Source organism: Pontibacter flavimaris (assembly GCF_001907195.1).
GTDB lineage: Bacteria > Bacteroidota > Bacteroidia > Cytophagales > Hymenobacteraceae > Pontibacter > Pontibacter flavimaris.
Genome location: NZ_LVWA01000004.1, coordinates 766,185 through 788,625, shown reverse-complemented (window position 1 = coordinate 788,625; position 22,441 = coordinate 766,185). Strand labels below are relative to the sequence as shown.

Genomic DNA, 22,441 nt, shown 5'->3' with positions numbered 1-22,441 from the left:
TCTTAACAGAATGACAGAGAGGTTTAGAAGCATTGCAAATAAAATGAAACAGCCTTGTTAGAGGGGCGGGGCTATATTTAAATTCCTCTAATTAAACAGCAGCTTGGCGTAAAACGACGGTTGCCGTAGCCGCTCGCGCAGATCCAGGTCGTTGAACATGCAGGAGATGGTTTCGGCGAGGGCTTGATTTCTGGAGGCTTTGCTGGCCACTTTATCGAACAGCCAAGGGTAATTCAGGAGTTTCTGCATCTGGCGGCTCAGCTTAAGTTCTTTCCAGAGGCGGTTGTACACGGCTTTATCGTAGCCTTGCATGAACTGGGCGGAGAAATTCTGCTCCGCCAGGCACTTTTCTGCCTGCGCTGCTGCCCAGCGCCCGCTGATCATGGCGTTACTGATGCCCTCGCCGGTAAAAGGGTCAATCAAAGCGCCGGCATCGCCTAAAAGCATGTAGTTATCGCCGGAAATAACGCGTTTGCGGGAGCCCAGCGGCAGCCCGAACCCACGGATGTCGTCTACCAGTTCTGCCTTGGCAAAGCGCCGCTGCAGTTCGGGGTGTGAGGCTATCATGCGGAGCATTTCCTTTTTCAGGTTCACTTTCTTACTGCTCACGGCGCTGCTCAGCATGCCCACCCCCACATTCGCCTGCCCGTTGGGCAGCGGAAAGATCCAGAAGTAGCCCGGCAGGAAATCCCTGAAGAAGTGCAGCTCTATAAAGCCATCTCCATCCATACTTTCCACACCTTTATAATAAGCCCGCAGTCCTGCGCAATAATGCTCCGGCTCCTGCTCCAACCCTGCCACATGCCGCGTAAACCCTGATTGCGCCCCATTGGCCACCAGCAGCAGTTTTGCCTGCACTAACGGCTGCCCCTGCTTATCCGAAAGTATAAACCCTCCCTCTGGTGTGCGCTCATACTTGGCCACGTCCACGTTCTCCCGAAAATTGATCTCCGGGCGCTGCCGCACCTGCTCCACTAAAAAATTATCGAAATGAATGCGCTTGGAAATGTAGCCAGCCGGTGTGTCCTGCGCGGGTTTGTAATTATACTTGAACGGCACGCTCAGCCTGTGGCCACCCGGCGAGATAAAATGGATGCCCCACGAGGGCAGCGCCTCCTGCTGCTGGCCTAGTAGCGCGGGCAACTCCGGGGCGATGCGGCGCAGCTCGTTTACCACTTTGCCGCTCAGGGCATCGCCGCATACTTTATCGCGCGGGAAAGCGGCTTTGTCGAGCAAGAGCGATGAGATGCCTTTGTTGGCGAGGTGCAGCGCGGCGGTGGCTCCGGCAGGTCCGGCGCCGAGTATACAAATATCGGTTTGGTGCATGGTAAAGTATAAAGCCAGCTAAAGATAGCAGAAGCCGCCAAACCACACAGCATGGGCACAAAAAAAGAAAGCCCTTGTCAAGAGCTTTCCTTCCGTAGTTTTCATAGCTTATTTTGTGTCGAACGCCTTACTTTTTATCGTATGGCGTATTGTTACCGCCCTTTGCCAGGTTGCGGTTCGGGTTCTGCACTTTCGTGGCGTCCTTGTTCAGTTTATTGCGTACCGGGTTATCATCGATATTGCCCATCAGCTTACTCTGGTCTTCCTGATTCGGATTGTTTTTCTTTAACTCATCCAAATTCTTCTTATTCTCATTCTTGATACTCATAGCTTGTTGTTCTCATAGTGTATAGTATAGTTTACCACATCGGGCCCTACTTTGTTGCACTTAGATGCTGCACCTCATCTGTAAGAAGCTATCGAAAAGCGCCAAACGAGAGTCTTTTTTTGCACTCATCTAAAATAAAAAAGGGAAGCCGAAGCCTCCCTTTCTATACTTTATATCTGGCTATACTTACTGTAGCACGGTATCAAACGCCACCAGGTTCACGAACTGCCGCACGCGGCCGTCGATCTCCTCCTGGGTCAGGTTTTTCAGGCGCTCAGTACCGAATTTCTCTACGCAGAACGAGGCCATGGCAGATCCGTAGATCACAGCGCGCTTCATACTTTCAAAGCTGATGTCGCCGGAGCTGGCCAGGTAGCCGATAAAACCACCCGCAAAGGTATCGCCAGCGCCGGTTGGGTCAAATACTTCCTCCAGCGGCAGGGCCGGCGCGAAGAACACCTTCTCCTCGTTAAACAGCAAGGCGCCGTGCTCTCCTTTTTTGATGATCAGGAACTTGGGGCCCATCGCCATGATTTTCTTCGCGGCTTTCACCAAAGAGTACTCGCCGCTCAGCTGGCGCGCCTCCTCATCGTTGATTGAAAGCACATCGATGAGCTTTATGGTCTCTTTCAGCTCGTCCAGGGCAATGTCCATCCAGAAGTTCATGGTGTCCATCACGATCAGCTTCGGCCGGTTGCGGAGGCGCTCGATCACGGTTTTTTGTACCTGTGGCGCCAGGTTGCCCAGCATCAGGTACTCGCAGCCCTGGTAGCTGTCGGGGATGATCGGGTCGAAATCGCCCAGCACGTTGAGTTCCGTTACCAGCGTTTCGCGGCTGTTCATGTCGTTAAAGTAGCGGCCCGACCAGAAAAAGGATTTCTCGTTCTCCTTTACCTGCATGCCTTCGGTGCTGATGCCGCGCTGGTGCATCAGTTCCACGTGGCTCTGATCAAAATCGCCACCCACTACCGACACCACGTTTACCGGCTTTACAAAGTATGAAGACGACAGGGAAATATAGGTGGCCGCACCGCCCACGATCTTATCTGTTTTTCCGAAGGGGGTTTCCAGCGCATCAAACGCCATCGAACCTACTACTACTAAGCTCATATATTTAATTTTGAATGAGTGATTTTTGCATGAGTGAATAGACTCTCATGCAATATAAACGAAAAAGCCCTTGAAGGTTCGCTTCAAGGGCTTGGGGTGGAAGATGGGGCTCGAACCCACGACCCCCAGAATCACAATCTGGTGCTCTAACCTACTGAGCTACAACCACCGTGTCTCATTTGAGAGTGCAAATATACGCAGCAAATCACATTATGCAATACTCTGCGTACATTTTTGCATAAAAATTTCAGTTACCTGCTGCCTTTATACTTACGCAAACAGGTATAAAGGTATGCCAGTTCGGCCAGCAAAAACGGCACCGCCCCAACTAACCATCTGGACAGCTGCAGTGTACCAACTTCTGACCAGGCAAAGAGTACTATATGCCGCAAGTTTGCAACTTGTGGCTGAGCATAGGGCCAGTTTGTAACTGGCGAAACGATAATTTCCCAATACGCCAGTTACAAACTGGCTCAAAGCTAAACCACCAGTTACCGCTGTGCTCAAACTGGCGGTATGATTAACTACGGTACGCCCAGCTATATTCTGACACAAGCGAGGACGCTCGCGCCATACTTCTGGTTTTTACTTACTCAGTTTCGTGCCGCACCAGGGGCAGTAGTTGATCACCACCATCGAGGCGCCTCCGTCGTGCACCGGAATGCCGTACAAGCCTTCATCCCACTTGTTGATGATCACGTCCGGGTCGTCATACTTTATCTCGCCGTCTTCATCCAGGCTTTGGTATACTTTGTCGGCCAGCATCAGGCAGCAGTAACTTTCATAGGCAAAGCCTTTGGCATTTAGCTTTTCGGCGGTAGCCCAGTTATAGCATACCTCATCCTCGTGGATGGCCTCCACATACGCCTCGTACTCCTCCGTGTCGGTTACCTCCTCCGGCAGCTCCTTCCCGAAAAAGCGGGCGTGCAGCTCTTTGAATTTCTCCAGCTCCATGCTTTCTACCGGTCAAACAGCATTCGCTCGCCTTTTTTGCGCTCGTCAAATGCGCCGTTGGCAAAGGCCAGGTGGCCGGAAACCAACGTGTGGGTGATGGTTGCGCTGAACGTATGGCCTTCGAAAGGTGACCAGCCGCACTTGTAATAGATATTCTCTTTGGTAACAGTGTAGGGTTTGTTCAGGTCTACCAGCACCAGATCGGCCCAGTAGCCTTCTCTTATGTAGCCACGCTCGCGCACGTTGAAAAGTATGGCTGGTGCGTGTGCCATCTTCTCTACCACCTTCTCCAGCGTCAGCTTTCCTTGTTTTACAAACTCGAGCATCATCTGCAGCGAGTGCTGCACCAGCGGCACCCCGGATGGCGCCTGTTTATACTTGCCCTGCTTCTCTTCCCACAGGTGCGGGGCATGGTCGGTGGCGATCACGTCCAGTTTGTCTTCCAGCAGTCCTTTCAGTAGCCCTTCTTTGTGGCGCGCCTCTTTTACGGCCGGGTTACACTTTATCTGGGTGCCATAGGTGTCGTAATCCTCTTTATCGAACCACAGGTGGTGCACGCATACTTCGGCGGTGATGCGCTTTTGCTCCAGCGGAATGTCGTTGCGGAACAGCTTCAGCTCCTCCTCAGTGGAAATATGCAGGATGTGCAGGCGCGTGTTGTGCTTTTCGGCCAGCTTTACGGCCAGAAAAGATGACTTGAAGCAGGCGGTTTCGTTGCGGATTTCGGGGTGGCATTTCACCGGGATGTCCTCACCATACTTAGCCTCGTAAATGGCCATGTTGTCGCGGATGGTTTGCTCGTCCTCGCAGTGCACCGCAATCGGCAGCTTGGCTTTGGAGAAGATCTGCTCCAGCGTCTGCTCGTTATCCACCAGCATGTTGCCTGTAGAAGAGCCCATAAAGATCTTGATACCGCAAACCGTGTTGGGGTTGGTGAGCAGCACTTCGGACAGGTTATCGTTGGTGGCGCCCATGTAGAAGGAGTAGTTGGCCAGCGAAGTTTCGGCCGCGATTTTATACTTATCCTCCAGCAGTTCCTGCGTGGTAGCGTTCGGCACCGTGTTGGGCATCTCCATAAACGAGGTGGTACCGCCAGCCACCGCCGCGCGGGCCTCGGTGGCTATACTTGCCTTGTGCGTCAGGCCGGGCTCGCGGAAGTGCACCTGGTCATCGATGACGCCGGGCAGCAAGTATAAACCGGTGGCGTCGATGATTTGGTCAGCTTCTGCACTTATACGTTGCCCGATCTGCGCGATGCGGCCGTTCTGCACCAGCACATCAGCCGTGGTGATACTTCCTTCGTTTACGAGTTGAGCGTTCTGGATGAGGATTGATTTCATACTTGCTAAGATACGTGTTGAACAAAATTAACACATTATCTTAGTTTCCGGCAGAAATCCTATTGGTTTGTCGGTTACTCCGGCCGCATCAGCTTACCAATAAAGAGTATGGCGTTGGAGGACTTCTCCCGGATCATGAAAACGAAGGGCCGGTCGATGCGGATGGAAGGTGATGCGGAGGTAAACTGTATGCCAACAGACGTAGCGGCAGCGGCCTCGGTGCCCTCTTCGTTCACTTCCACAAAGGTTTTATGCTTTACCTCTGAAATGGCCAGGTTGCTGTGCCCCTCTACCATGCGGCTAAAATCGGCTTGCGAGCTAAAGGCCAGGCCCATCCCCAACTGTTTCAATAGGTCTTTCAATTCTTTTTCATACTCCAGCTTAAATTTGGGCAGGTGCAGTTCCATACTTGTAGTATCTGCTTCTGCCAGCCAGGACGTTAATTTCCCGGCGCTCAACTCTTCTACTACAGCATCAACCGTACTGCTGCCATCAGGCACCAGGAGCGTCATGCTGAACTGCTGGTTTCCGTAAGGCAGATCAATCATTTGCTTGTTGCCTGCCCGATAGTATAGATACTCCCCATCCTTCATGGTCATGAAGTCGTGGGTAACCGTGGTACCATTTTCGAGGAAGAACTGCCCTGGCTGCGTCAGCTTTTTATCGAAGGGATAGGTCCAGGTGCCTTTAAAGTATATGGCGTTGATCAGGAATAATACATGACTGGGAGTTACCTTCTCTACAATGCTCTCAATCTTCCCATTGGTTTTGTCCTTCACCCAGCCGTTTATCTGGTCTTTGGCCGCCGGCGAGGAGAAATCCAGGCCCTGCACGGTGGCATCAAAGTACGTTTTATTGGTTTCGATAAAAGGAGCCTGCAAGCGGATGTCATTTCGGTGCCAGAGCGAGTTGGCCGAGGTAAACACCACTCGTTTATCGATGCCCTTGAGTAAGGCTGTCAGATCTTTGAAGGACTTGTTGATCTCCTCATCGCTTGCGTTGCCAAAGCCCAGCGTCTCTTGCATGGCTTCTTTGGTAGCGCCATCGGCCCCGTTATAGGTCATGCCCAAGGCCATACTTATACTTAGCGGCGAGATAAAGATGTTGTCCTGCTCTGCCTTGCTGAGCTGCGCAAAGGCACGAAAGGCAAAGTCGTTGGAGCTTTCCACGGTTTTCTGCTCCTGTACGGTTAGGGCGCGTATGTTGGGAGCGTTGTCCGCAACATCGTCCTGCTGGCAGGCGGAAAACAGCATGACAGCCGTGGTGGCTATACTTAGGAGAAGGATGTTTTTGTTCATGGCAGTGGCGTCCCGGGCAACGTATGCGTTCTTTTCTTAAAGACCCTGGTGTAAGACAAAGGGTTGCAATGGCCTTGAAAGGTAAGTCGTTCCAGCCAAGTAAGTCAAACGCGTTGGCATCATTTCACCTCCCTCCCGCAAAAATCCCGTACCTTTGCACATCAACACCAAGTATAAAGTATCCCCATGGCCGAAGAAGCAGAGAAAGAGATAACCACGTTCGAGGATTTTAAGCTGAACAGGCAGCTGCTGAACGCCATTGAAGAGGCTGGCTACGAAAAGCCCACGCCCATACAGTTAAAGGCAATTCCGGTCATAATGGGCGGACACGACGTGATGGGCATTGCCCAGACCGGAACCGGCAAAACAGCCGCTTTCCTGTTGCCTATCCTGATGAAGGTAAAGTATGCGCAGGGCATGAACCCACGCGCCATCATACTTGCCCCTACCCGCGAGCTGGCCATGCAGATCGAGGAGCACATCACGCTGCTGGGTAAGTATACCGACATCCGCCATACCGTTATTTACGGAGGCCTCGGCCCCAAAACCCAGATCGAAACGATCAATAAGGGACTCGATATACTGGTTTCCACACCAAAGCGGCTGATGGAACTCTACCTGAAGGGCGAGTTGATCCTGAAGGAAGTAAAAACGCTGGTGCTGGACGAAGCCGACAAAATGATGGACATGGGCTTTATGCCGCAGATCCGCCAGATGCTGGAGGTGATCCCGCGCAAGCGCCAGAACCTGTTGTTCTCGGCTACCATGCACCCGAAAGTAGTGGAGCTCTCGGAAGAGTTTCTGGAGTTCCCGACCCGCATAGAGGTTACACCGCAGGCCACGCCCGTAGAAACCGTAAGCCAGGTATTGTACCAGGTGCCGAACCTGCGCACCAAAATCGCGATGCTCGAGCACATTATCCAGGACAGGGAGACGTTTAACCGCGTGATCATCTTTACCCGGAGCAAGAAGAATGCGGAGGATGTGGCCAAGTTCCTGGAGCGGCGCGAGTACGGCGAGGTGCGGGCGATACACGGCAACAAGGGCCAGAATACGCGCATTAACTCCATGGAAGCCTTTAAAGGTGGCGAAGTGCGCTTTCTGGTAGCGACCGATGTGGCCTCGCGCGGCATTGATGTAACGATGGTGAGCCACGTGATCAATTTTGATGTACCGTTTGTGTACGAGGATTACGTGCACCGCATTGGCCGGACAGGTCGCGCTGAAAACGCAGGGGCCGCTATTACGTTTGCTAACCCGGCTGAGATGTACCACATCCGCAAGATCGAAAAGCTGATCCGGATGCGGATTCCCGAGCAGCCAATGCCGCCGGAGGTAAAGATCCACGAGATAACCTTTGAGGAGCAGCAGGCCATCGCCCGCGACATAGACCACCAGAAACGCACCGAGAACCCTGACTTTAAAGGTGCCTTCCATGAGAAAAAAGGCAAGCACAAGTCCAACTTCGAGAAAGGCAAAAAGAAAGGCGACCCTAAAAACTCCGTCTGGCAAAAGACGAAGAAGAAAGGCAGCCGCAGGAAATAAAAATGGCGCGTCCCGAAGTATACTTACACTTCGGGACGTTCTTGTTTATACTTGTGCCTGACGATGGTGTTGAATCCGTAAATAGAATGGCTTAGAAAATCATACTTTATACTTGGGTCATACTTGCTACTTTTCCTTCCGCTCTTTCGGATTTGCAATCCGGAAGTATAATAGCCGCGGATCTGCAATCCGCGTGAGGCATACTTTATACTTTAATCATACTTATACTTTCATCGCCGCCGCTTCCTTCCATTTGAACCAAGCTATCCTTGCTAGCAACCGCTGATCCTGTAGTTCCCACAAATCTACTGTTGCATTTCTGACTTTGGTGCTCTCAAGCCCGAGAGGGCTCGTTTTCCTGCTCGGCGCTGGGAGCTTTTCCTTTGCTCCTGACGTCGCAATGCCTCACTATCGTTCGGCACCGGAAAAACTCGCATAGGCGCCTCACAGAAAAACTGGGTTCTAATTCGATAGCTGCTGCTATTTGTCATCTCTACCTTGAGGAGAGGGTTGGGGAGAGGTGAAATTCCCCTCCTTAGGTAAGGAGGGGTTAGGGGTGGTTGGTCCCGATACGGCAAAAGCTCCCTCACCTGTTTTTAGGGGAGGGTTGGGGTGGGGTGAAAGCAGAGGGGTGGCTGGATCGGGTACTTACAAGAGCAACACCTTTTATCAGAACTTGATGCTTAAGAGCAGATTTTCGGCCACGTCGCCAAATTCAAACACCATCAGGTTGAGGACGGCACTCCACACAATGGCGCTCCAGAGCATGTGGATGAAGATATACTTGCGCGGAGCCCCGAACAGGGCTACCACAATGGTTCCGAAGATGGGGGTAAAGATAACAGGCGTCAGAAAAGCCACGCCCGGCACGCCAAAACGCTGCCAGATCTGCACAATGCGCCGGGTCTTTTTATTGAATACCGGCTCCTGCCTGGCCCTGCGCCTTGCTGCCAGCCACTTGGAGGTCGCCTCGCCCAGTATGGTAAAGATCACGACGCTCGTCATCATGCCTGCCACCGTCAGCAGCACCGACTCCAGATAGGTAAGTCCGGCAGCGACACCCGCTAAAGGCCCCCCGATAAACTTCACCATACTCACCAGGTACACCGAGAGGTACTTTAATATTTCTACAGACACAGGTTTAAGCAAATTAATAAGGGTGTAGCATCATATCATGCAACGGATGCACCAGTGTATATACGTATCCGCCAAAAAATTAATGCAGAAACATAAAGGTCAAACAACGTTATACTTCCCTACCGGCTCCTGTTAACGGGAAAACCTGCCCGTTTTATATTTTGGGACCGAAGGCCAGGTCACCGGCGTCGCCGAGGCCGGGTACGATGTAGGCTTTCTCGTTGAGATGATCATCCAGCGCTCCCAGCCAGATATGCGCCTCGGGCACCTGCTCCTGCACGTAGGCCAGCCCCTCGGGGGCGGCAATGGCGGCGGCAAAGTGTACCTGCAGCGGCTTGCCGTGGCGCAGCATGCCCTGGTACGATTTCACCAGCGAGCGGCCGGTGGCCAGCATCGGGTCGGCCAGGATCAGGATCTTGTCGTGCAGGTCGGTAGAGGCCAGGTACTCCATGTTGATCTGCAGCGCGGTGTTCTCCTCCTCCACCCGGTAAGCACCCACAAAGGTGCTGTAGGCTTTGTCAAAATAGTTTAGCATCCCGTTATAGAGCGGCAAACCCGCCCGGAGAATGGTGGCCAGCACCGGCTGCTCGGTCAGTAGTTGGGTACGTGTTTCGGCCAACGGCGTAGTAAGCGTTACCTCCTGGTACGGCAGCGTTTTCGATATCTCGTAAGCCAGCAACTCGCCCAGGCGCTCCAGGTTGCGCCGGAAACGCATACTGTCGCCATGCACGTGCACATCGCGCAGCTCGGCTACAAAATGATTTGCAAGGGAAGGGGTTTGCGTCAGGATATGTACGTTTTTATTTTCCATGATAGCTGCCAAAGTATAACGGGTTTCTCTCCCAAAGATACACAAGGGCGCGCCTTACGCCAATGCGGAAGCTAAATTTCGCGACGGCCTCCTCCTAACATCTTACGCAACGCATACGTACAAGCCGCCCTGGTGCGTTCTGTCAGGGCCCTGCCAAGTATAAATTCAGCCTGCAGAGCAACAGAATCATCCTTAAAAACAGTACATTCGCATTTAATAATATTGATATAGACACAAACCACTTATACATGAAACGCATACTTGGTGCCTTTGCCCTTTCGCTTGCCGCCCTCACGGCGCAGGCGCAGGACGTCTACATGCCCTACGACCGCGACACCTATCATCTTATAGACCGCTACCAGATAAAGTATGGCAAGCAGCTACCGGAGATGCACACGACCGTTCGCCCTTACGGCCGCGCCGAGGTAGCCGAACTGGCTGAGATCAGCGCCCGCAACACGATCTCTAAGGCCGATGAGTTTAACGCCGCTTACCTGCTCAACGACAACTGGAACTACACCGACCTGGCGCAGAACGAGAGCCGTAAACCTTTCCTCACGCATTTCTACCGCAACGTATCGGACCTCTACCACGTGGACACCGAGGATTTTGTACTGCGCGTGAACCCGGTAGTCCATTTTGAGGTGGGTGTGGATAACGAGTCGGATGGGGTGCGCTACGTGAACACGCGCGGCGCGCAGATAGAGGGAAGTATAGACGACCGGTTTGGCTTTTACTTTTTTGTAGGTGAGAACCAAGCCCGCTACCCTGAGTATGTGAACCGCCGCATCCGCCGCGATGGCGTGGTGCCGCACGAGGGCTTCTGGAAAGATTTCAAAAAGGATGGTGCCGACTACATCACGGCTCGTGGTTACATGAACTACGCCCTGAGCAAGCACGTGGAGGTGCAGCTGGGCCACGACCGCCACTTTATCGGCGACGGCTACCGCTCCCTCATTTACTCCGACTACGCGCCGCCGGCCTTCTTCCTCAAGCTTAACACCAAAGTATGGAAGCTGCACTACATGAACCTCTTCCAGGAGCTGATTCCAGTGTTTAACCGCAAGGATGAGCTTTATCCGAAGAAATACATGGCCATGCACCGCCTAGGCGTCAACATTACCGACAACTTCAACTTCGGTTTGTACGAGCAGGTGATCTTTGCGCGCGGCAAGGGCCGTTTTGAGCTGCAGTACCTCAACCCAATCATCTTCTACCGCAGCGTGGAGCACGGCCTGGGCAGCCCCGATAACGTGCTGCTGGGGGGTGATTTCCGCTGGAACCTCTGGAACCGCCTGCAGCTGTACGGCCAGGTAGCGCTGGACGAGTTTGTGCTGGATGAAGTGAAAGGTGGCAACGGCTGGTGGGGCAACAAGTTTGGCGGCCAGATCGGGGCCAAGTACATCGATGCCTTCGGTATCCCGAACCTGGATTTGCAGGGCGAGGTGAACGCCCTGCGCCCTTATACTTACCAGTACGAGGACGAATTCTCTAACTTCCAGCACTACCGCCAGCCGCTGGCGCACCCCATGGGGGCTAACCTGGTGGAACTGGTGGGCATTGTGCGCTACCAGCCCATCCCGCGCCTGCACCTGACGGCCAAGGCCATTGCCACCCAGTATGGCCAGGACATAGTTTCTGCCACCGATACCCTGAACTATGGCAACAACGTGCTCCTCTCCTACCTCGACCGCGTATCCACCTACGGAAACGAGATCGGACAGGGCGTTAAAACCAACCAGGTGCACGCCGACCTGACGGCTTCGTTCCAGCTGCGCCACAACCTGTTTGTAGACCTCAAGCAGATCGTGCGCCGCGTAAAGGCAGAAGGCGAGACACCGGACTACAACACGTCCTTTACCTCCTTTGCCCTCCGCTGGAACATTCCGCAACGGCTACACGAGTTTTAATTCCTACCTGCCCCTCCTGAAAACAGGAGGGGCTTTTTTATACTTCTTCTGCCGCGAGCTTTCAGCTCGCGAAAGTATAAGTATAACTCACGTAAGCTGAAAGCTTGTCGGCATGGTTAACCACGATCTGAAAGCTCGCGGTAGGTTAAAGCCATGTGTCCGCTTATGCCATTAGAGCTGTACCGTCTACTAAGCAGCTTTGCCAAAACTTCCGCTTTACATTTATCACTCCGTTCTATTTCAGTATCTTTGCAGCGGCTAGGCGAATGCACACCGCAATAGCCAAAGTATAAACAACTTAACCCTGATTTGTGGCTGCCAATTGTAGCCATACTTGTTGCCAGTTCGCGGAGAAGGCTTGTGCAGAAGAAGCTGCTGGCAACCGCAACCACACCATGAAGACCTACCTTCGCATACTTCAGTTCGCCAAGCCTTACAGCAGGTTTGTGCCGCTTTATACCCTTTATACTTTCCTGGGCATCATTTTTGGCCTGTTCAACTTCACGCTGCTCATTCCGTTGCTGGATGTGCTTTTCGGGAAAGTGGGGCAGGAACAGGTGATGGCCATGGTCGCCACCAAGCCGGAGTTTGCGCTCAATCTGGAGTTCTTCAAAGACTTCTTTTACTATCATTTTGGCCATGTTATTCTTGATCAGGGGCGCCAGGGAGCTTTGATGTTCGTCTGTATCATCATCATCGTGTCGGTGTTTCTGGCCAATTTGTTCCGTTACCTGGCCTTCCGGATTGTGGGGGCGCTGCGGGCACACGTGGTGCGCAACATGCGCCGGTCCGTGTACCAGCGCGTAACCGAGCTGCACCTGGGCTACTTCAGCAACGAGCGCAAAGGCGATTTGATGACCCGCATGACGGTGGACATTCAGGAAGTGGAGAGTTCGGTGGTGAGTACCCTGACCGTGGTGATACGCGAGCCGGTTTCCATTATCGCCTTTTTTATACTGCTCTTTAACATGTCGGTGGAGCTGACGCTGTTCTCACTCATACTTCTGCCGCTCTCGGGCGGGATCATTGCCGGCATTTCCAAGCGGCTCAAGCGCAAGGCCAAGGAAGGGCAAAACTCCCTCAGTTTTATACTTACTATTATTGATGAGACCCTGAGCGGCATGCGTGTAGTGAAGGCCTTTAATGCCGAGCCGTTTATACTGGGTAAGTTCCAGGACCAGAACAACCGCTACGCCCGCATCCAGCGCTCCATTGCCAACAAACGCGATCTGGCTTCGCCACTTTCAGAGTTTTTAGGCGTGTCGGTGGTGGCGGGGCTGCTGCTTTATGGCGGCACCATGGTGCTCAACAATGAGTCGGATTTGTCGGCCAGTGAGTTTATCACCTACATCATCCTGTTCTCGCAGGTGCTGGTGCCGGCCAAAGCCATGTCTTCAGCCTTTAGCAACATCCAGCGCGGCCTGGTGTCCGGCGACCGGGTGCTGCAGGTGATCGACACCAAGCCACAGATCGTGAACAAGCCCAACGCCAAAGTGCTCCCAGCCTTCCGCAACGAGATCGAGTTCCGCGATGTGGCCTTTGCCTATGGCAACAAACCGGTATTGCAGGATATCAACTTCCGTATTCAGAAAGGCAAAACCGTGGCGCTGGTAGGTCCCTCGGGCGGCGGCAAATCCACACTGGCCGACCTGGTGCCGCGCTTTTACGACCCCACCAGCGGCGCCATCCTCATCGACGGCCACGACATCCGTGATTATACCATGGAGTCGGTGCGGGCGCAGATGGGCGTGGTCACGCAGGAGTCCATCCTGTTCAACGACACGATTTTCAACAACATCGCCTTCAACAAGACCGATGCGACAGAAGAAGAGGTGATTGCTGCCGCCAAAATCGCCAACGCGCACGAGTTCATCATCAACGCTGACAACGGATACCAGACCGTTATCGGCGACCGGGGCGGCAAGCTGTCGGGCGGGCAGCGCCAGCGCTTAAGCATAGCCAGAGCCATCCTGCAAAACCCGCCTATACTTATACTGGATGAGGCCACCTCGGCACTGGACACGGAATCGGAGAAGCTGGTGCAGGAGGCTTTGACCAACCTGATGAAAAACCGCACCTCCATTGTCATCGCGCATAGGTTAAGTACCATTCAGCACGCCGATGAGATCCTGGTGCTGCAGCAGGGCAGAATTGTGGAAAGAGGCACGCACGAGGAGTTGCTGGAGCACTCGGGTTTGTACGCAAAACTGACACAGATGCAGCTGACCGTTTAAGCCTGATTTGCACTTCCTCCATACCGATAAAGCCTAAAACGCAAAATTAGAGTTACATAGTATTTGCAAATAATATTTTTTTGTTAATTTTAGCCAAACAGTTGTTGTACTAAACCGCTAAAGCAGCATGAAAGCTCTAAAAGCACTCCTCGATGTACTTGTGTTTGGTTATATCATATTCACGGTACTGCTCCTGGCCGGAGCCATAGACGAAAATGCTATTTTGAACACAAACGCAGAAAACGAGGTCCTGACACTCTATAAAGGACTGGTAGCCGTGGGCGGCGTGGTGATGCTGGCCCGTGTGCTGATGAGCAGCATTTACGTGGCCGACCTGCAGCACGAAAAGTATCGCGCCGAACTGAAGATAAATAACCTGAAGGCCGCACTTTACGAGAAGCGCCAGGCGTTTAGAAGCAACAGCTATAAAGAAACTTACGCCGAGGAGCACCAGGCGGAGGTGGCGTAAAAACCTACATGACATCTACTACCATACTTGCAGAACTGACGCAGGCACAGGACGTGCTCACCGCGTTTCTGTCTGATGCGCAGAACATCGCATCCATCGAAAAGGCCGCCGAGGCGATGGCCGCCTCCATCCAAAACGGGGGCAAAATCCTGAGCTGCGGCAACGGCGGCTCTATGTGCGACGCCATGCACTTTGCCGAGGAACTCACCGGCCGCTACCGCAACGACCGCCGGGCCCTCCCCGCCATCTCCATCTCCGATGCCAGCCACATGAGCTGCGTGGGCAACGACTATGGTTACGAGTATGTGTTCTCCCGCTACCTGGAGGCACTGGGCAACAACGGCGATGTGCTGCTGGCCATCAGCACCAGCGGCAACTCCGGCAACGTGTTAAGAGCTGCCGAAACCGCCAAAGCCAAAGGTATAAAAGTAGTTGGCCTCACCGGTAAAGACGGCGGCAAACTGGCCCCGCTCTGCGACGTGGAGGTGCGTGTGCCCCACTTCGGCTACGCCGACCGCGTGCAGGAGATCCACATCAAGGTAATCCACATATTTATACTTCTGCTGGAGCAAAAGCTGGTGTAAGTATGCTGTAAAGTATAAAGTATAAACCCGGTCGGCAGCAGAACTTTGTCGTCCGGGTTTATACTTTTCAGGCGGGAAAGTACATTAATAGGATGATGCACGTAGGTATAAGTATGGAATTATACTTTTAGGGATATCCCTGTAACCAATGAAGCACGCGCTATACGTTATACTTGTACTTTGCCTCCTCTCCTGCCAGAGCCAGGAGGAAAGCAGGCAGGCACCACTTGCCCCAACGGCTACTGACACCGCAGCGACAGTACAGCCCCCAAAACCCGCCACACCTGACTCCGCTTACCTGATAATTCCCGGAGAAAGTATGGGCCACATTAAATTAGGCATGGCTGCCAATGCAGTTCACGCCATACTTGGCAAACAAGACAGCGGCGACGCAGCCATGGGCAAGGCACTATCCTTCTGGTTAAGCAAACAGGAAGGCGAGCCGCAGCATTACGTGGCCGTGTACACCGTAGCCGACTTTGGCGGCACCGACGAAACGCCACGCGTGCGGCAGGTGCAGGTAACCTCGCCGCAGTTTCAGACAACGGACAGCATCGGCACGGGCAAACCGCTACCCGAAATCAGGCAGAAGTATGGTAACCTAAAACCGCTGGCCTACTTTCAGAACGAGCAGCAGCAACAGGTCTATATCTTCGACGCCCGGCAGCAGGGCATTGCCTTTGAAGTAACGCTGCCCGACAGCCTTTGCTCCGCCATCACCATCCACCCCAAGGGCGAGAACGTAACGAAAACCTACCTGCCCCTGCACCCGGACATGACCCGGCTAGAGTAAGCGCGGGGCTTATCCTACAATTTCTATACTTTTAAAGTATAATCCGGAATCAATTAAGCACCAGTATTGTTCCGCATCAAAATCTCCCGAAACCTATACTTCTAACAAGAAGAAAACAATGCTTATTAAAACCTTTGGCAGCGCCGTGCAGGGCGTTAGCGCCTACACCATCACCGTGGAGGTGAGTGTGAGTGCCGGTACGAAATACTTTCTGGTGGGCCTTCCGGATAACGCCGTAAAGGAAAGCGAGCAGCGCATCGAGTCGGCCCTCAAGCAATATGGCTACAAGATCCCCCGCCAGAAGATCGTGATCAACATGGCGCCCGCCGACATCCGCAAGGAGGGCTCCTCCTACGACCTCACCATTGCCATGGGCATCCTGGCTGCCTCCGGCCAGATCTCCGACGAGAAGGTGTCTTCTTACATGATCATGGGGGAGTTGTCGTTGGATGGCTCGCTCAGGCCGATAAAGGGCGTACTGCCCATTGCCATACAGGCCCGTAAGGAAGGTTTTAAGGGATTTATACTTCCGGCCCAGAACGCGCAGGAAGCCGCCATCGTGAACAACCTGGAGGTGATCGGGGTGAACAACATTCTGGAGGCGATCGAGTTTCTCGATGGTGCCCGCCAGATTGAACCCTTGGTCATCAATACCCGCGAACTCTTCAGCAACACCGCCGACCAGTACGCTGCCGACTTCTCGGATGTACAGGGGCAGGAGAACATCAAGCGCGCCCTGGAGATTGCCGCTGCCGGGGGCCACAACCTGATCATGATCGGCCCGCCGGGCGCCGGAAAAACGATGCTGGCCAAGCGGCTGCCGTCCATACTTCCACCGCTTTCGATGCACGAGGCCCTGGAGACGACCAAGATACACTCGGTGGCGGGCAAACTGGGCGAGGCCACCTCGCTGCTCACCACCCGCCCTTACCGCTCGCCGCACCATACTATTTCAGATGTGGCCCTGGTGGGTGGCGGCGGCGTGCCGCAGCCTGGCGAAATCTCGCTTTCGCATAACGGGGTGTTGTTTCTGGATGAACTGCCGGAGTTTAAGCGCACCGTGCTGGAGGTGATGCGCCAGCCGCTGGAAGAGCGTCGCGTCACAATCTCCCGCGCCAAAACCTCCATCGACTTTCCGGCTAACTTTATGCTCGTGGCAAGTATGAACCCGTGCCCCTGTGGCTATTACAATGACCCCAGCAAGGAGTGCGTGTGCGGCCCCGGCGTAGTACAACGCTACCTGAACAAGGTGAGCGGCCCGCTGCTGGACCGCATCGACCTGCATGTGGAGGTAACGCCTGTTACCTTTGATGAGATGACGGCCACCCGAAAGGCAGAGAAGAGCGCGGCGGTGCGCGAGCGCGTGATGCAGGCGCGGGAAGTACAGACACAGCGGTTTAGCGAGATGCCGCAGATCCACTCCAACGCTATGATGCCCTCGCAGATGGTGAAGGAGGTGTGCCAGATAAACGAGGCCGGCCGCACGCTGCTGAAAACCGCCATGGAACGCCTCGGCCTCTCGGCCCGCGCCTACGACCGCATCCTGAAAGTGAGCCGCACCATCGCCGATCTGGCCGCGAGCGAGGACATTAAAATTGAACATTTGGCAGAGGCCATTCAGTACCGCAGCCTGGACCGGGAGGGGTGGGCAGGCTAGGCGCAGCAGCTACACAACAGGTTTAATAACAAATAATTAACACAAGCGGCAGCCAGACAGGGTTGCCGCTTTTTCTTTGCCTTTTACCTCCAGTATCCTCCCTAAATTGTACTCCTTCATCACCAAAATCAACCCTGCAAAGTATACCTTTCTTAGTACCATGCGTAATAGCTTACAATTGTTAGCCGCTTACCATGGATAGGTGCTGGCAGTGTAGCGTATTTTTACTAACAAAGAAGACTATGAAAAAGACCCTCTTACTTTTTGTATTTATGCTGGCAACGGTGTTTGCCGCAAATGCCCAGGCGCAACTTGGCGTACGTGTGGGCGCAAACTATGCCGGCTTAACCGGCGACGAGACATCGGCATCTGACAGGATGTTTCGGTTCCATGCCGGTTTAATCTCCAGGTTTTACCTCACAACCGATGAGTTTTTCGCTATCCAGCCCGAACTGCTGTTCTCCCAGAAGGGAGGCGAGTCGGAGGACGATGACTTTAAAATTAAGCTGAGCTACATTGATGTGCCGGTGCTCGCGCACATTAACGCAGGCCCGATTTTCTTCGAAGCAGGCCCGCAGGTTTCCTTCCGTGTGGGTGGAGACATCGAAGTGAACGGAACGAACATAGACGATGACCTGGACCAGTTTAAGCGCACCAGCCTGGGGTACGCAGCGGGCGTGGGCTTCGCCGCCCCCATGGGCCTTACCGTCGGGGTGCGCTATAACGGCGACATTTCGCAATTAAATGACGATGACAATGCACCTGAATATAGAAACAGCGTATTTATGCTAACGCTGGGATATATGTTCTCCGGCAGCCGCTAAGAGTACATTAGTATAGAATAAAACTATGGAAAACAGAAAGCCCGGCCTCACCGCCGGGCTTTCTGTTTTGTCTGATTATCACCCCGCAAGTATAGTATCACTACATATTACATCCCGCTATATAGACTCTGCTTATACTTTGGCCTGCTTGTTGATATGGACTTCGGCACAGGCAGGCAACACGCAAAGGGAGCGGAGCAGCACGTATCATACTTTCTGCTCCGTGCACTAAGCTATGCCTGCAGGGAAATTAAATAAAAGACTGTAAACGCAAATCTATCCACCCGTATCTGCACGTTAAAATGCACATACGCTAACTAACACGATTATGAAGAAGCTAATTTTATCATTGAGCATTGCACTGCTGTCGTTTGCGGCGGCACAGGCCCAGTCCGGTTTGGGTGTGAGGGGCGGCGCCAATTTCTCCAACGTCTCCGGCGACCTCCAAGACGAATCCAGGTACGAGAACAAGGTGGGCTTCCATGGCGGCCTTACCTATAACATCCCCGTTGTCGGCGATTTCTTCTCCATTCAGCCCGAGCTGCTCTACTCCAACAAGGGCTTTAAGTATGAGGACACCGAGATTACCATTCCGGTTACCAACGATATATTCCGGAGGGAGGGCAACATGAACTACAACTACCTGGAGCTGCCCGTGCTGGCGCGCATTAAAGCCGGCCCGATATACTTTGAGGCTGGCCCGCAGGCCTCCTACCTGCTAAGCGTGAACAACAACATTAAGGAGTACATGAACAACGAGCGCACCAGCTCCGCCACCACCGAGATTGACAAAGACACCATGAAGGACTTTGAGCTCGGCTACGCGGCCGGCGTGGGCATCACCAGCGGCATGCTGAGCGTGGGCGTCCGCTACAACGGCAGCGTTACCGATTTCATGGATAAGTCCTCAACCGAGTACTTCAACGACGAGAACTTCATGGATGCGCGCCACTCCACCATCATGCTGACGCTGGGCCTTAACTTCTCGGCCTCCAGATAAAGATTTTTCTTTTCCTGTATTGCTTAAGCCAGCCCCGCCATTTTGGTGGGGCTGGCTTTTTTGTGTCTCAACATTTTTATACCTGCGCCAGTAAACAAGTATACACAGCCTAACCTGCCATACTATGAAAAAGACGCTACTCCTCCCGCTGTTTATACTTTTGCCGGTGCTGCTGGCGCAGGCGCAGTACGCCAGGTTTGGGGCCAAAGCGGGCGGCAACCTCTCCAGCGTGCAGGGCTCCGACGGCTCCTCCAACACCACCAACAATTTGGCAGGCATAAACGGGGGCCTTATCCTGAGTTACGAGTTCGTGTCGCGGCTGGCGGTGCAGGGGGAACTGCTCTACGAGCAGCGCGGCTTTGTGTATGATGCCTACCCGATTAGTGCGGATGAGGCGCTGGCTGATGACCACCGGCTGCACTACCTCATGTTGCCCGTGATGCTGAAGCTGCAGAAAGGCGGCCTGTTTGTGGAGGGCGGTCCTTACCTGGGCTACCTCATCGCTGAGGCCACCAAGGTAAAGCGCCTCGACCGCAATACCCTCGACGACTCCAACCCAACGGTGCTGGGCAATTACAAGCTAAGTATGAGCGACTTTGAGCGCTGGGATTACGGCTATACCATAGGCATTGGCCTGGAGATGGACAACGGCTTTTTCGTGAGTGTGCACAACACCGGCGGCCTCACCTCATTCTCTAAAACGCTGGACCAGAAGAATTTTGGCTACATGCTCAGCATAGGCTACCTGCTGCGCCCGCCCTCTCCTGACGAGATGATGCGCTAGAAAAGCAAACGCCCGGCTATTTCGGTAGCCGGGCGTTTTTATACTTTGTACTTTATACTTGGTTTGATGCTTATTTCTTCAGCTGCGCAAAGTATTTGTAGAACTGCGGAATCGTCTCAATGCCTTTCATGTAGTTGAACAGGCCGTAGCTCTCGTTCGGCGAGTGGATGGCGTCCGAGTCCAGCCCGAAGCCCATCAGCACCGAATCCAGACCCAGCTCGGACTTGAACATGGCCACGATCGGGATGGAGCCGCCGCTGCGCACCGGGATCGGCTTCACGCCGAAGGTTTCCTCGTAAGCCATTGAGGCCGCCTGGTAAGCAGGCGAGTCGGTAGGGGTTACCACTGGCTCGCCCCCGTGATGGGGCTTCACCACCACCTTCACACTCTTGGGCGCTATACTTTCAAAGTGCTTTTTAAACTTCTCAGTGATCTCCTCGGAGGTCTGGTGCGGCACCAGGCGCATCGAAATCTTCGCGTACGCCTTGGACGGGATCACCGTCTTGGCGCCCTCGCCGGTATAGCCGCCCCAAATGCCGTTCACGTCCAGTGTCGGGCGGATGGAGTTGCGCTCCATGGTTACGTAGCCTTCCTCGCCGTGCACATCGCCCAGGTCCAGTGCTTTTTTATACTTGTCCAGGTCGAATGGGGCGCGGGCCATTTCGGCGCGCTCCTCCTGGCTCAGCTCATCCACGTTATCGTAAAAGCCTGGTATGGTGATGCGGTTGTTCTCGTCGTGCAGCGAGGCGATCATCTGGCAAAGTATGTTGATGGGGTTCGCCACGGCGCCGCCGTACAGGCCGGAGTGCAGGTCGCGGTTTGGCCCCGTTACCTCTACCTCCAGGTAGCTCAGGCCACGCAGGCCGGTGGTGATGGAGGGCGTGTCGTTGGCCAGCATGCCTGTGTCAGAGATCAGGATTACGTCGCCTGTCAGGCGGTCCTTGTGCTCGCGTACAAAGGCGCCCAGGTTCACAGAGCCCACTTCTTCCTCCCCTTCTATCATGAATCTCACGTTGCAGGCCAGCGTGCCGGTCTTCACCATCGTCTCAAAGGCTTTCACGTGCATGTACATCTGGCCTTTGTCGTCGCAGGCGCCGCGGGCGTAGATCTTGCCGTCTTTTATCACCGGCTCGAACGGCGGCGAGGTCCACAGCTCGTATGGGTCGGCAGGCTGCACATCGTAGTGGCCGTACACCAGCACCGTCGGCAGGCTGGGGTCCACCATCTTCTCACCGTATACCACCGGGTTGCCGGCAGTCTCCACCAGCTCCACGTTATCGGCGCCGGCCTCAATCAGGCGCTCCTTCAGAAACTCGGCGTTACGCATCACATCGGCCTTAAACTTCGGGTCGGCGCTAACGGATGGGATGCGCAGCATGTCGAGCAGTTCGTTTACAAAACGGTCTTTGTTGTCGTTGATATATTGGTTGATCATAGCGTATGGGTTTGCTCTGTTATGACTTAAAGTTACAAAAAAAGAGCCACCCTTGCTCAGCAGGATGGCTCTTCTCGACGTTTTTATACCTTGCTATACTTGGTTAGCGCTTGCGGCCCAGCTTGATGTTGGCCTTGCTTTCCTCGCCGGCTATCAGGCGGTTGATGTTCTTGCGGTGCGTCAGCACCACCACCGCGAAAAGTATGAATCCGAAGATGATCAGGATCGGGTTATCCGGGTGGAAGCGCGGCACCAACAGCAGCAGCATCGGGAAAGCCAGGGCCGCGATCATGGAGCCCAGAGAAACATACTTGGAGGTAAACAATACGATCACGAAGATGGCAATGCACATCAGGGCCACAACCGGCTCAATGGCCAGCATCATGCCCAGCAGCGTGGCCACGCCTTTGCCGCCCTTAAACTTCTCGTACACCGGGAAGATATGCCCCAGCACGCCAATGGCACCATAGATCAGCTGGTATACGATCAGGTTCTCGGGCGCTATGGCACCGAAGATCACCAGGAAGCCTGCCAGCGAGGTGGCCGTCCAGCCTTTGAAAATATCAAGCAACATCACCACGGCACCCGGTTTCTTGCCCAGCACCCGGAAGGTATTGGTGGCGCCGGAGTTACCGCTGCCATGCTGCCGCACATCAACGCCATAGTATGCCTTGCCTATCCAGACGGCCGAGCAAATGGAGCCGATCAGGTACGCCGCAACGGCAAATACAGCTATCAGTATAATATCCATAAGTATAAGGTTTAAGCCAGGGGGACTGCTTTTTGCCGGAGCGCCAACCTGTTGGAGCAGGTGCTTTTCAGTAGCAAAAATAAGCCCAAATATAGGCAAAACTTAATTCCATTGCTAATAATTAAGCGCCTCTCTAACCCTATACGGGGTG

General features: G+C 53.8%; 20 protein-coding genes and 1 tRNA gene. 10 read left to right on the top strand and 11 right to left on the bottom strand.

What is annotated here, in order from left to right:
* Positions 1–87 precede the first annotated feature (87 nt).
* From A3841_RS08440 to A3841_RS08410, 7 genes are all read right to left on the bottom strand, one after another.
* On the bottom strand, positions 88–1,326 hold the full coding sequence (locus A3841_RS08440) for an NAD(P)/FAD-dependent oxidoreductase (protein WP_073851843.1): 1,239 nt from the start codon (positions 1,324–1,326) through the stop codon (positions 88–90).
* A gap of 127 nt (positions 1,327–1,453) precedes the next feature.
* Positions 1,454–1,654 carry a hypothetical protein gene (locus tag A3841_RS08435; RefSeq protein WP_073851842.1) on the bottom strand — a complete coding sequence of 67 codons (201 nt, stop codon included), beginning with the start codon at positions 1,652–1,654 and terminating at the stop codon, positions 1,454–1,456.
* Between the two features lie 186 nt (positions 1,655–1,840).
* Positions 1,841–2,764, bottom strand: a complete 924-nt coding sequence (locus tag A3841_RS08430) for a PfkB family carbohydrate kinase (RefSeq protein ID WP_073851841.1) — start codon at positions 2,762–2,764, stop codon at positions 1,841–1,843.
* Positions 2,765–2,856: 92 nt separating this feature from the next.
* Positions 2,857–2,933, bottom strand: a tRNA-His gene (locus tag A3841_RS08425).
* 416 nt (positions 2,934–3,349) lie between these two features.
* A complete protein-coding gene (locus A3841_RS08420) occupies positions 3,350–3,718 on the bottom strand; it encodes a DUF6980 family protein (protein ID WP_073851840.1) in 369 nt (122 codons plus the stop codon).
* Between the two features lie 5 nt (positions 3,719–3,723).
* Complete coding sequence (locus A3841_RS08415) at positions 3,724–5,058, bottom strand: dihydroorotase (protein WP_073851839.1); 1,335 nt, start codon at positions 5,056–5,058, stop codon at positions 3,724–3,726.
* A gap of 74 nt (positions 5,059–5,132) precedes the next feature.
* Complete coding sequence (locus A3841_RS08410; protein ID WP_073851838.1) at positions 5,133–6,356, bottom strand: serpin family protein; 1,224 nt, start codon at positions 6,354–6,356, stop codon at positions 5,133–5,135.
* A 186-nt stretch (positions 6,357–6,542) separates the two neighbouring features.
* Here A3841_RS08410 and A3841_RS08405 point away from each other — a divergent pair, with 186 nt between their 5' ends.
* Positions 6,543–7,901: a DEAD/DEAH box helicase gene (locus A3841_RS08405; RefSeq protein WP_073851837.1), complete on the top strand. Its 1,359-nt coding sequence runs from the start codon at positions 6,543–6,545 to the stop codon at positions 7,899–7,901.
* Between the two features lie 669 nt (positions 7,902–8,570).
* Here the strand turns inward: A3841_RS08405 and A3841_RS08400 are convergent.
* Together A3841_RS08400 and upp are read right to left on the bottom strand one after the other, a co-directional pair.
* Entirely contained in the window at positions 8,571–9,038 is a 468-nt protein-coding gene (locus A3841_RS08400; protein WP_235861329.1) for a hypothetical protein, read from the bottom strand.
* A gap of 154 nt (positions 9,039–9,192) precedes the next feature.
* The gene (gene upp, locus A3841_RS08395) at positions 9,193–9,849 is read right to left on the bottom strand and encodes a uracil phosphoribosyltransferase (RefSeq protein ID WP_073851836.1); all 657 of its coding nucleotides are present in this window, start codon (positions 9,847–9,849) and stop codon (positions 9,193–9,195) included.
* A gap of 248 nt (positions 9,850–10,097) precedes the next feature.
* On the opposite strand from upp, the gene A3841_RS08390 reads away from it, so the two are divergent.
* The 9 genes from A3841_RS08390 (at position 10,098) to A3841_RS08350 (ending at position 20,104) form a co-directional block, all read left to right on the top strand.
* A complete protein-coding gene (locus tag A3841_RS08390; RefSeq protein ID WP_073851835.1) occupies positions 10,098–11,759 on the top strand; it encodes a hypothetical protein in 1,662 nt (553 codons plus the stop codon).
* 395 nt (positions 11,760–12,154) lie between these two features.
* Positions 12,155–13,993 carry an ABC transporter ATP-binding protein gene (locus A3841_RS08385; RefSeq protein WP_073851834.1) on the top strand — a complete coding sequence of 613 codons (1,839 nt, stop codon included), beginning with the start codon at positions 12,155–12,157 and terminating at the stop codon, positions 13,991–13,993.
* A gap of 127 nt (positions 13,994–14,120) precedes the next feature.
* Entirely contained in the window at positions 14,121–14,462 is a 342-nt protein-coding gene (locus A3841_RS08380) for a hypothetical protein (RefSeq protein WP_073851833.1), read from the top strand.
* Between the two features lie 8 nt (positions 14,463–14,470).
* Positions 14,471–15,046: a D-sedoheptulose 7-phosphate isomerase gene (lpcA, locus tag A3841_RS08375; RefSeq protein WP_073851832.1), complete on the top strand. Its 576-nt coding sequence runs from the start codon at positions 14,471–14,473 to the stop codon at positions 15,044–15,046.
* A 148-nt stretch (positions 15,047–15,194) separates the two neighbouring features.
* A complete protein-coding gene (locus A3841_RS08370; protein ID WP_139307913.1) occupies positions 15,195–15,839 on the top strand; it encodes a hypothetical protein in 645 nt (214 codons plus the stop codon).
* A 118-nt stretch (positions 15,840–15,957) separates the two neighbouring features.
* Complete coding sequence (locus tag A3841_RS08365; RefSeq protein WP_073851830.1) at positions 15,958–17,496, top strand: YifB family Mg chelatase-like AAA ATPase; 1,539 nt, start codon at positions 15,958–15,960, stop codon at positions 17,494–17,496.
* 242 nt (positions 17,497–17,738) lie between these two features.
* Positions 17,739–18,320: a porin family protein gene (locus tag A3841_RS08360; protein WP_073851829.1), complete on the top strand. Its 582-nt coding sequence runs from the start codon at positions 17,739–17,741 to the stop codon at positions 18,318–18,320.
* Between the two features lie 328 nt (positions 18,321–18,648).
* Positions 18,649–19,320, top strand: a complete 672-nt coding sequence (locus tag A3841_RS08355) for a porin family protein (protein ID WP_073851828.1) — start codon at positions 18,649–18,651, stop codon at positions 19,318–19,320.
* A 124-nt stretch (positions 19,321–19,444) separates the two neighbouring features.
* Entirely contained in the window at positions 19,445–20,104 is a 660-nt protein-coding gene (locus A3841_RS08350; RefSeq protein ID WP_073851827.1) for a porin family protein, read from the top strand.
* Between the two features lie 70 nt (positions 20,105–20,174).
* Here A3841_RS08350 and A3841_RS08345 read toward each other — a convergent pair whose 3' ends face one another.
* Together A3841_RS08345 and plsY are read right to left on the bottom strand one after the other, a co-directional pair.
* Positions 20,175–21,539 carry a dipeptidase gene (locus A3841_RS08345; protein WP_170866162.1) on the bottom strand — a complete coding sequence of 455 codons (1,365 nt, stop codon included), beginning with the start codon at positions 21,537–21,539 and terminating at the stop codon, positions 20,175–20,177.
* A gap of 103 nt (positions 21,540–21,642) precedes the next feature.
* Positions 21,643–22,290: a glycerol-3-phosphate 1-O-acyltransferase PlsY gene (gene plsY / locus A3841_RS08340; RefSeq protein WP_073851826.1), complete on the bottom strand. Its 648-nt coding sequence runs from the start codon at positions 22,288–22,290 to the stop codon at positions 21,643–21,645.
* Between the last annotated feature and the right edge of the window lie 151 nt (positions 22,291–22,441).

What these genes read in the sequence shown, in the direction of transcription:
- A3841_RS08440 (WP_073851843.1), bottom strand. Translation starts at nt 1,326, where the DNA reads ATGCACCAAACCGATATTTGTATACTCGGCGCCGGACCTGCCGGAGCC.
- A3841_RS08435 (WP_073851842.1), bottom strand. Translation starts at nt 1,654, where the DNA reads ATGAGTATCAAGAATGAGAATAAGAAGAATTTGGATGAGTTAAAGAAA.
- A3841_RS08430 (WP_073851841.1), bottom strand. Translation starts at nt 2,764, where the DNA reads ATGAGCTTAGTAGTAGTAGGTTCGATGGCGTTTGATGCGCTGGAAACC.
- A3841_RS08420 (WP_073851840.1), bottom strand. Translation starts at nt 3,718, where the DNA reads ATGGAGCTGGAGAAATTCAAAGAGCTGCACGCCCGCTTTTTCGGGAAG.
- A3841_RS08415 (WP_073851839.1), bottom strand. Translation starts at nt 5,058, where the DNA reads ATGAAATCAATCCTCATCCAGAACGCTCAACTCGTAAACGAAGGAAGT.
- A3841_RS08410 (WP_073851838.1), bottom strand. Translation starts at nt 6,356, where the DNA reads ATGAACAAAAACATCCTTCTCCTAAGTATAGCCACCACGGCTGTCATG.
- A3841_RS08405 (WP_073851837.1), top strand. Translation starts at nt 6,543, where the DNA reads ATGGCCGAAGAAGCAGAGAAAGAGATAACCACGTTCGAGGATTTTAAG.
- upp (WP_073851836.1), bottom strand. Translation starts at nt 9,849, where the DNA reads ATGGAAAATAAAAACGTACATATCCTGACGCAAACCCCTTCCCTTGCA.
- A3841_RS08390 (WP_073851835.1), top strand. Translation starts at nt 10,098, where the DNA reads ATGAAACGCATACTTGGTGCCTTTGCCCTTTCGCTTGCCGCCCTCACG.
- A3841_RS08385 (WP_073851834.1), top strand. Translation starts at nt 12,155, where the DNA reads ATGAAGACCTACCTTCGCATACTTCAGTTCGCCAAGCCTTACAGCAGG.
- A3841_RS08380 (WP_073851833.1), top strand. Translation starts at nt 14,121, where the DNA reads ATGAAAGCTCTAAAAGCACTCCTCGATGTACTTGTGTTTGGTTATATC.
- lpcA (WP_073851832.1), top strand. Translation starts at nt 14,471, where the DNA reads ATGACATCTACTACCATACTTGCAGAACTGACGCAGGCACAGGACGTG.
- A3841_RS08370 (WP_139307913.1), top strand. Translation starts at nt 15,195, where the DNA reads ATGAAGCACGCGCTATACGTTATACTTGTACTTTGCCTCCTCTCCTGC.
- A3841_RS08365 (WP_073851830.1), top strand. Translation starts at nt 15,958, where the DNA reads ATGCTTATTAAAACCTTTGGCAGCGCCGTGCAGGGCGTTAGCGCCTAC.
- A3841_RS08360 (WP_073851829.1), top strand. Translation starts at nt 17,739, where the DNA reads ATGAAAAAGACCCTCTTACTTTTTGTATTTATGCTGGCAACGGTGTTT.
- A3841_RS08355 (WP_073851828.1), top strand. Translation starts at nt 18,649, where the DNA reads ATGAAGAAGCTAATTTTATCATTGAGCATTGCACTGCTGTCGTTTGCG.
- A3841_RS08350 (WP_073851827.1), top strand. Translation starts at nt 19,445, where the DNA reads ATGAAAAAGACGCTACTCCTCCCGCTGTTTATACTTTTGCCGGTGCTG.
- A3841_RS08345 (WP_170866162.1), bottom strand. Translation starts at nt 21,539, where the DNA reads ATGATCAACCAATATATCAACGACAACAAAGACCGTTTTGTAAACGAA.
- plsY (WP_073851826.1), bottom strand. Translation starts at nt 22,290, where the DNA reads ATGGATATTATACTGATAGCTGTATTTGCCGTTGCGGCGTACCTGATC.